General features: G+C 56.0%; 11 protein-coding genes. 5 read left to right on the top strand and 6 right to left on the bottom strand.

All coding sequences use genetic code 11. The features are described from left to right. Nucleotides 1-122 precede the first annotated feature (122 nt). Nucleotides 123-902 (top strand): FHA domain-containing protein, encoded by a 780-nt coding sequence (locus H1Y01_RS13990; protein ID WP_180541129.1) that lies wholly within the window; start codon nucleotides 123-125, stop codon nucleotides 900-902. Nucleotides 903-976: 74 nt separating this feature from the next. On the opposite strand, the gene H1Y01_RS13995 is transcribed toward H1Y01_RS13990, so the two are convergent. From H1Y01_RS13995 to H1Y01_RS14010, 4 genes are all read right to left on the bottom strand, one after another. Next, a complete protein-coding gene (locus H1Y01_RS13995) occupies nucleotides 977-2692 on the bottom strand; it encodes a hypothetical protein (protein WP_180541130.1) in 1716 nt (571 codons plus the stop codon). A 96-nt stretch (nucleotides 2693-2788) separates the two neighbouring features. Then, nucleotides 2789-3334, bottom strand: coding sequence for a methylated-DNA--[protein]-cysteine S-methyltransferase (gene ogt / locus H1Y01_RS14000; protein ID WP_257644457.1), 546 nt, complete (start codon nucleotides 3332-3334; stop codon nucleotides 2789-2791). Continuing rightward, nucleotides 3331-3708 (bottom strand): glyoxalase superfamily protein, encoded by a 378-nt coding sequence (locus H1Y01_RS14005; RefSeq protein ID WP_180541131.1) that lies wholly within the window; start codon nucleotides 3706-3708, stop codon nucleotides 3331-3333. Before H1Y01_RS14005 ends, ogt begins: the two co-directional genes overlap by 4 nt. A gap of 134 nt (nucleotides 3709-3842) precedes the next feature. After that, the gene (locus H1Y01_RS14010; protein WP_180541132.1) at nucleotides 3843-4595 is read right to left on the bottom strand and encodes a hypothetical protein; all 753 of its coding nucleotides are present in this window, start codon (nucleotides 4593-4595) and stop codon (nucleotides 3843-3845) included. A 418-nt stretch (nucleotides 4596-5013) separates the two neighbouring features. Between H1Y01_RS14010 and H1Y01_RS14015 the strand changes: the two genes are divergently transcribed. From H1Y01_RS14015 to H1Y01_RS14030, 4 genes are all read left to right on the top strand, one after another. Then, entirely contained in the window at nucleotides 5014-5256 is a 243-nt protein-coding gene (locus tag H1Y01_RS14015; protein ID WP_180541133.1) for a hypothetical protein, read from the top strand. Further along, on the top strand, nucleotides 5253-5498 hold the full coding sequence (gene rpoZ, locus H1Y01_RS14020; protein WP_180541134.1) for a DNA-directed RNA polymerase subunit omega: 246 nt from the start codon (nucleotides 5253-5255) through the stop codon (nucleotides 5496-5498). The genes H1Y01_RS14015 and rpoZ overlap by 4 nt, the downstream gene beginning before the upstream one ends. Nucleotides 5499-5669: 171 nt before the next feature. After that, complete coding sequence (locus tag H1Y01_RS14025) at nucleotides 5670-6374, top strand: DUF4386 domain-containing protein (RefSeq protein WP_180541135.1); 705 nt, start codon at nucleotides 5670-5672, stop codon at nucleotides 6372-6374. Between the two features lie 671 nt (nucleotides 6375-7045). Next, the gene (locus H1Y01_RS14030; RefSeq protein WP_180541136.1) at nucleotides 7046-7282 is read left to right on the top strand and encodes a hypothetical protein; all 237 of its coding nucleotides are present in this window, start codon (nucleotides 7046-7048) and stop codon (nucleotides 7280-7282) included. A gap of 314 nt (nucleotides 7283-7596) precedes the next feature. On the opposite strand, the gene H1Y01_RS14035 is transcribed toward H1Y01_RS14030, so the two are convergent. Continuing rightward, the gene (locus H1Y01_RS14035; protein WP_180541137.1) at nucleotides 7597-8271 is read right to left on the bottom strand and encodes an RNA polymerase sigma factor; all 675 of its coding nucleotides are present in this window, start codon (nucleotides 8269-8271) and stop codon (nucleotides 7597-7599) included. A gap of 434 nt (nucleotides 8272-8705) precedes the next feature. Beyond that, nucleotides 8706-8984: hypothetical protein (locus tag H1Y01_RS19550; protein ID WP_219341545.1), on the bottom strand; the 279-nt coding region annotated here is incomplete at its 5' end.

Raw genomic sequence — 8984 nt, forward strand, 5'->3', positions numbered from 1 at the left:
GGAAAGACGCCAGGCAAGCGCATCGCTTTCGCCGTGCTGATCGAGAACGGTCAATATGGAGGCACGACGGCTGCGCCGGTCGCGGGCGAAATCGTGGCGGCCGCACGGCAATTAGGACTGATATGAACGCGCTCGAAGAACTGGATCGATGGATCGCCGGGAAGATCAAAGGCTGGTCGTCGCGCGTGAGCGGCGAACCGCGGGGGCGGGAACTGCTCGAGATTCGCCGCGAGATCCTGGAGCGCGTGCGCGCCGAGATCGAGCCGAAGGGCGGCGGCCGCAGCGTTTTTCCGCATGGCTCCGTGTGGATCCGCGTGGCGTCGCCGGATGAGCGTGAACGCGCGGCGATGAGCGCAGCGCTGTGCGGACCCGATGGTATCGAGAGCGATATCAAAGACCTGCTCCGCGAAGCGCGCTGCACCCTCCCGCCGGGCTTTCATGTGGACGTCGCAGTTTGTGATGGCGCGAGCCAGGGTGTGAATATCGAGTTTCGCGCCATCGAAGCTCCGGCAGCGGTCCCCGCAGTATCTGTACAACGCCCCGCCGCACGTCTTCGCGTGGTTCGAGGACAAGCCGAACCGCAGGAACTGGACGTCAAATCCGACCGCGTGAATATCGGCCGCCTCAAAGAGGTTTCCGGCGAGAAAGACGGACTTCGCCGCCGCAACGACATCGCCTTCGCGGAGACCGAGACAACCGTATCCCGCGAACACGCGACCATCCGCTACGACAAGGAAACGGGAAGGTTTTATCTGCAGGACGGAGCCAGTCAGCGCGGCACCTCGGTCTTTCGCGACAGCCGGAGACTTACCGTTCCGAAGAGTCCTACCCGCGGTTTGCAGCTTCGCTCCGGTGATGAGATCCATCTAGGCGATGGGCGCGTCGTTTTCGAAACCGAATAAGTTGTACTGCCGGCGAACGGCGGCGCGCGAAATTAAGCAGCGCGCCACCGTCAACTCACTTTGAAGAGACGACACTAGCGCAGAGTAGCCGCAAGTATCACGACATCCGCATCATTGGGCAGCGTCACGCTCTTAACGACCTTACTCGAATCAAGAGTGAACTGATAAGAGTATAAGTTGAACTTTCGGTCGTCCTTGGTCCCGCTCGACTCGTCCCGGTAAGCCATCGCGACCGCTTCCTTTTCGTCGGGGTAGCTCGCCGGCGTATACCAATCGCTGAAATTCTGCGAAAACCGGGTGGTTGTTCCGTCAGTATAAGTAACCGTCACGGTCTGTGACATCTGATCGCCCTCGACGCCCGCGCCAAGCATAAGCAGGTTGGAAAACCGGCCTGCCGTCAGCGCGACGGTTTGACCTGTGCAACTCACCGCATCCAGCTCATTGGCCGGTCCAAAGTCAAACAGATCTTCGTAGTCAACTCGCGAAGTACCAAGCAGGTTCGCGGAGTAGGCGTTACCCACGCCATCAAGCCCACCCGACGCCGGGAACATAGTCCCATCCGTGTAGATACCGTTGCGGTTGAAGTAAGACGATAAGTCGACCACGACGCCTTTGCCGGTTGAACCGGTTGCCGCACTTACAGCCAACGTAACAAAGAACGTCTGCGTAATGCTGCCTGAAGTTCCCGTCACTGTTATCGTCGAGAACCCGGTCGCGGCCAGCGGACCGGCCTGGAACAACAGCTTCCGTTCGTTGCCCGTGCCGCCCACGCCGCCCTGAACACCCGTCGGCAAGCCGGAAACGGTGAAAGTGATGTCGCCGCTGAACCCATTCAAATCGGTGATCTTAATCGCGCCGCCCGCAACGCCGCTTTGGTTCAAGTATATGTTGCTTGGTCCGCTGAGAAGGAAGCCGGTACTACTAACCGCGGTGTTGATCGCGGCGGCATACTGGTTAACCAGCGAACTTCCTACGATATCGTCATATAACCAGAGGAATCCGCCATTGATCCCGCACTCACTGTTCCAGCCGGTCATGATGCTTTGCACCTGGCTCGGAGTATCGACCTGGTCCCACAGGCCCGGCCATACCGGTACTCCTCCGAAGTTCCAATCAACACAGGGATTATTCCCCGTGCCGCCCGCATACGCTTGCAGATGTACGCCATCTACCGTGCCCGCCAGCCGGCCATTGATCTGAGCGACCACGCTCTCCCAGTACGAGTTATTGTCGAAGGGATCCGGAATCGCCTTCAGACCGAGTTTGCCCAGCATCACACCGAACGCTACGGTTGAGGGCTCATCGAAGCTGTTTTCGTCATCGAAGTCGATCGCGTCCAAGGCCGGTATGGCCGTCTTGAGAGCTACAATGTCCTGATACAGGATGCTCGTCGGCCCCGTTCCCTGGGCATCGACCAGCGCTTTGATATTTTCCCAATCTCCATAGTTCGAAGAACCAATGCTGAACGTAATCCGCTTGACTGTACCTTGTTTCAGCTGCGCCATGTCAGCCGGGAAGTCGGGCCAGGTTTGATTTCCGACGTAGAAGCCGCCCGAGGTCAACGGGAATTCCCCATTGAAGTTCAGGTCGCCGGTCGAACTCACTTCCACGCTCCAGACAATCACTTCGGTGAAGCCGGAATTTTCTACCTGAGTGATATTGGCCGCGGCATTCTTATAGAAAGGACCGCCGCCAAAGAGGCCGGTATAACCGGTGCTTTGGGCAGAGGCCGATTGCGTGATCAAAAACATCGCCGATGAGAGCACTAACAGAGAATTAGAACCGTTCATTTCACCTTCCTGATTGAATTGGATTCATCGATTCTAACCCGTCGTCATCCACATCTCGCAACGGCAATCAAGAAGGAGCACCCGCGCGCGGTCTTTCTACTTCGGAACAGCACGTTCATGTTCCAGGAGCCACCGCTTTCTCTCGATACCGCCGCCGTAGCCGGTAAGCGAACCGTCGGCTCCGATGACGCGATGACAAGGCACGACGATTCCCACCGGATTTGAACCATTAGCCGAACCGACGGCTCGTATCGCTTTCGGCCGAGCCACTTGCGCAGCAAGCTTCGAGTAGTAAACCGTTGTGCCGCACGGAATGGTCCGCAGCGCACGCCAGACAGTACGTTGAAATAGCGTTCCCTCTGTTTGTACCGGCAAAGTGTCGATCGAGTTTAACTCTCCGTCAAAGTATCTACTTATGGCGCAAGTTAAGCCATTCGGATTGACACACGGTTTGAGACGAAACCCCTGCTTACCGTAGTGAAGACGCAATAGATTGCGCATGCGCGTCTCGTAATCTGCCCAATCCACGGCGCGCAGGTTTCCCTGGCCGTCCGCCACGATGAACGGTTCGCCTATCGGCGTGTCGAGTCGATCGACAAACAAGTCTAGCTTTTCATCCGCATCTTCCAGTGCTTTGCTCACTTGGGGGAACCGGCGGCGGGCGACGCCGGATAGGGGAAGTAGAGTTCGTTGCCATCGGGGTCCGCGACCACCATGAGCCGGTAGCCCCACTCTCCGTCCTTCACATCCACGCCGCGCTGTTCCAGTTCCGCTCGCAAGGCATCCAGCACTCCGACATCGAGCGAGATGAACATCAGGCCCTTGCCCACTTTATCGGGCCACTGCGAAGAGAGAATGAGCTCGCAGCCGAGCCGGTCGACCTGCGCGACCCACGCCTTTCCGTCCTCCTCATATCGCCACGGTTGTGTGAACCCGAGCTGCTTTACATAGAAATTAACGGACCTGTCGATGTCCGCTACGAACAGCACCGGCCGCGCATACCACTTATCGCTCATGAAGTTCCACTCCCCGTAGGCCGTGATTGACGCGGAAGCTCCGCCATCGGCGAGTTATTAGAATAACTCCGCGAAGGAGTCAGTTCAACGGCGTCGCACTAGAGCCTATTAGACGATCCAAGACACCACGAAACTTACTTGGGCGCGAATTTCCTGCTGTCAAGACGAATCTCGCCATCGGTGTAAGCGGTAATTTCCGTTCCCTTCGGCATGGTCGTGTCCTTACCGTGCATGAACAAAAAGAAGGGCGCTGCCGGCCACACCACGATTGCCGTAGCAACCATCGCTCCCGTCATCGCTCCGGTGTGTCCCCCGCCTTTGTTTTCCTTTACTCCGCGAAGCGCGACTTTCTCCCCATCCGTAAGCCTGACGAAATCGATCGTTACATCTAGTTTGCCGCCGCGCGCCATCCGTCTCTTCTTTTCAGCATCGGTGACGGTTCCGATGGCCATTGCCCCGCGTTGGACCACGACCAAATCGCCTATTTTGACCTCATCGAGCACTTCAAAGTCAATCGTGTCGCCCGTCTTCTCATCCGCTGAGGATAGATTCCGGGTCAAACGCAGGCGAACAGGCGTGGCATCGTGAAGAACCATGGATTCAGCGGCCCCGCCCACGCTGGGTTTCGAAACCGAAGCGTTCATCTCGCCGTTCTTCGTTACCATCGCGCTGATCACTTTCTGAGATACGCCTGCCTGGCTCAGCGCGATAACCGCGTCCGGGCTAAGCGAATACTTTCCAGGTTGATTGGAAACCATGTTCGCAATCACGTCCTCTTGTATGCCGGCCTTTGCGAGCTTAAGGATCGATTCGTTCGTAAGCAGTTCTTGGGCGTAAAGAAGCGAAACAGAGAGCGCCAGTGCAACCAACTTATTTGATTTATTCATCAACGATCCTTTTCCAAAGAAGGCACTATCCTTTTCGCTACGCGCACATAAGGCTGCGCGACCGGTCATAAGCACATGCGTCGAACTTTCTCTGATTCGAAAGCGGAACAATTCGGGTAGACTAGCGAAGCTTGCCGAAACTGTAAGACACGTCAAACGAGTACTCAGAGTAGCATTGATTCCGCCGTGCGCGTGACGCGGTAGTACCAGAAGAAAAGTCCTACCGCTGAGGCTCATCCGGCGCCAGAGACTAAGACAAGCCATTGACACTTTGAATAATAAAGCCGAAGATAGTAGATGTCCGGGCAACTCCGCCCAGATTCCCGACAGCCGACCTAAGCGGCTCCCCGGGAATCTTCCTCTTAGTGTTCACAAGTTATCGTTCGCGTTCTGGTTGGCGGCGACACGCAGGAGGAATATGCCGGATTTTTCCGTTGGAGATCGAGTTGTGCTGTTTGCGGGTACGCGCGTTGGGTCACCGGGATCTTTTGTCGCGCTGCGGCCCGATCCGGCCTGGGGTGACGTTCGCGATCCGGACGGAACCGTAGCCGCTCACCCGATGCAGTGGGTCCGCCATTGGCGCGAGGGCCACGAACTACCGAACACCATAGCCGCGTTCGCAAGAAACATTTCGCCCGCCGGGAGACCTCAGGAACTATGACACACCCCCAGAACGAACCGAGAAACGTAATTCCCGACGATCCCGAGCAAAGCCGCTACCGGTTTGTGATTGTGGCCGGCAGACGTGCGCGTCAACTACAGGGTGGCGCTCGGCCCCTGCTCGCAACGGTGTCGAAAAAGTCCACCATCATCGCGATGGAAGAGGTCAGCCGGGGGTTGATCGCCTACGAACTGCTTTCACCGATTCCCGAGATTGTTCCTCTCATGACCACGCCCGATTAACTAGCGGTTGTTGTCCGTGCGGGCGATCCCAACGAACGCGTTTGGACGCGATTGCCTGCGCGTTCTTGATCGAACCGTTTTTGATCGAACAGTGTCGATTCGAAAACGGCGGCTCGTGCTACGATGGACTCACCTCTAAGTCGTAGCCGCGACGGTGGGATGCTCGATTCGGTGAGTCCAACCCGAAAGACGGCACGCCGCGCAGGCGCGCTTTATCTTCTAAGCGCGGCAGCGGCCGGCGTCCCGCTCCTCTACGTCCCCAGCGCGCTGATCGTTTCCGGCAACGCGTCGGCGACTGCCCATAACATCCTGGCTTCCGAGATAGTCTTCCGGGCCTGCATGGTAAGTGAACTGACCGGCGCGATCTTATTTGTGTTCCTGGTCAGGACTCTATACCGGCTACTCAACGGCGTCGACACTAAGTACGCGTCTCTCATGGTTACCTTGGTTCTTATCTCCGTTCCGATCACGTGCCTGAATGTATTGAACGATGTCGCAGCCCTGACACTGTTGCATGGTGCAACATTCCTGTCGGCCTTCGATACGGCCCAGCGAGACTCCCTGGCGATGTTGTTTCTTGGTTTGCACGGCGACGGCATTACGATCGCAAGTATCTTTAACGGCCTGTGGCTTGTTCCCTTCGGCATTCTGGTGATGAGATCGGGCTTCCTACCGCGAATCCTCGGTATCCTGCTGATCGCGGACGGTTGTGCTTTGGTGACGGTTAGTTTTACGGCCCTGCTGCTGCCGGGGTATCTTGATGTAGTAAACCGAGTCGCGATCATTCCGGAGCTTGGCGAACTGTGGATGATGGCATGGCTCCTGATTAAGGGTGTTCGTGAACAACCGTTACCCGTCGCAGCCGCTGTTTCGTGATCGGCATCAGGCCGCGGCCGCGTCAGCGGCATAGTCGATAGTTCAGAAGCTACGACGATCGAGAAGTCGCCGGAGCAGGCTCAAGGATTCGCGGTGGACGCCCGCAAGAACATCCTCAGCCTACGCGTGGTGTTCTTGAATACGTCGCTAACTCCGCTGAAGACTTGCTGGGTTCGGTGTGCTAACAGTCGCCTTTTGTCGAATTCTTCTACTAAAGCTTCCGATTGACGATGTTTAGAAAATTTTCTAGCTCAAACAAACGAAAGGACCTACCAGCCCTCGATGCCATAATTCGACCGCCAGAAATGTATAAGCCGAAAACCGCCGTCCGGCGCTATCGCCGCTTTCGCCCAAAGCATCCATCGCTCAGTACTCTTCAAAAAAAATAATATATTTTATATTCTTTAGCCGTATACTAAATAGATAAGATAGTGAACCGAACGGCAGCTGCTATACCTGCCGTCCCTTCATGTTGGGAGGCTGACCTCTTTCATGCAAAACTTCGCCGGAAATAACGACGCAATTCAGTTAAAAGGTACTCAGGAAGCGGTTAGTTGTTTTTCCTCTGCCTACTTTGGGCCGGCCGCGACCCAGTGCTTGTGGCGGCGAGACGATGGGTTCCAACTCGACTTTCCCTGGAAAGCAATCGAGCGCCCGAGATGAAGACTTCTATGGGCACCGTTTGGTATCCCGGGGAGCTTTCCCCTCACTTTTTCTATATAGATGGAACACTGAGCGGAATGGCAGCGGCTGTTCCGCGCACCTATGAAGCACCCCAGCAATGGGAGGCTTACGACATGCGGCACGACGGGACGGGCGCGCAGGGCCCGCTGGCGCTCGGTCATTACGACACTGTCGAATTAGCCAAGCATCGAGTTGAAACGGTTCTTCTTGGACGGGTACAGTGAATGGTTAATTTCGCTAAGCTACTTGCGGAGTTAATGGCCGAACGCGACAAGCTGGACGCCGCCATTTCTGCTGTTGCGCGGTTAAGCGAAGGTGCTCTGTCACTCCCTAAGCCTCGGGGGCGCCCCGCTGGCAGCTCCAACAAGACAAAGCGAACTTACGAGCTACAAGCGGTCCAGAATGACGACCGGCGGATTTGACCCACCGAGCCACGCTTAGCCCGTTAACTGAACTCTGACCGTGAACGGGGAAGCCGGGATGCGCCAGCGCCCGCAACGCGACATGGCGCACGCCGATTTACGGCTAAAATCCAAACTTAGTGGACCCCAGCTATGAAGGGTTCCGGCATACTCGCGATTCCGCGTGCCGCGTATGCCGGCCGGGCTATTTTTCGCACAGAGAGCCGGCGTTTCCTGAGCTCGCCGAACATCCGTTTGGCGCGCGTTTTCAAAAGCTGAAATTGGGTTGCCGTCAAGGACATGTCCTTGCAGATTTGCCCCTGACTGTGTTCATCCACGTAGAACCGTGTCAGAATCTCGCGGTCACGTCGAGACATCTTCTTAAGAACCGAAGCGGCGAACTGCTCCTCCTGCCTGCCGATCACGGCGTTCTGAGCATTGGGACTACGGGTGGACAGCGGCGTCCTGTCCGGATCGACGTCGCGCTGCCCATTTTCGATCGCCGTGGCGACATGAAATGCGATTTGACGGCGCACCATCGTTCGGGCGAAACCCAAGAATCGGTCCGCTTCCCAAACCTCGCCTCGTTGGACTGCCTGCGCAACGAGTGAGAAACAATCGTAAACGCGCTCGTCCAGGTCCTCGGAACCTAACGCACGAGACAGGTAGTAGCGCATTCCGCCCGTGACCATCCAGTAAAGCTCCCGCGTCGCCTCTCGATCGCCGGCCTTTATGCGGGCCACCAACCCGGGCCAATCGCGCGGCGGCCAGCCGGTATTACTCTCCTGAAATAGGTCGGTTTCAATCAACATTATTTTGTTAACCCTCACGGTTACAGCTCACCAATATTACTTGTGGTTCTTGCTTTTTCGCCGGCGCGTTCGGTAACAATTTATAAGAGGAAGAGCAAGAATCGCGTAAGTCGTTTTCAACAGTTCTTTCATCTAACTATACTCCTAAAAAACTGAATTACTTGAACTATTGTCGCCGAATTTCGATTTATCTTAGTGTCTCTTAAGGGCGTACACAGTTGTCTTTGCTTTAGCTGCTCGGGCTGACATTACTGGTGCGCGGTGATCTCCTTTTACCGGATCCGAGTCGCATCCCAACGTATGTACGACTGTTGCAAAATAACCGCAGCTATCGGTTTTACATTAGGTAATATTTTGTTTGTTTTTTACAAAAAGTTCTGAGGTACAAGCTTGAGATTCGACCGTTCAAACCGAGCCCTGTTCTCGCAAAGAAACTAAGCCGATAGTTTGTCTTTTCTCCGGAGGTATTTATAATTTAATGGTTTGAAAGCCTTCGCGCGTTCCGTTGCCGGCGACGGGGCGCAGCGGCGAACCACCTGGCGAAAATTTGAAAGCAAAAAGACGTTGCGGCGCGAATGCCCTCGTGCCACGAGTAACTGCGTTCCATCCGGGCTCCAATCGAAATGAATCGCTTCCTCCGATGCGAAGTGCGTCAGCTGCTTCGGCGGTCCACCGGCAAGCTGCTGCTCCCAGATATTGCCGATTCCGTCTTT

Source organism: Nevskia soli (genome assembly GCF_903970205.1).
GTDB lineage: Bacteria > Acidobacteriota > Terriglobia > Bryobacterales > Bryobacteraceae > Bog-113.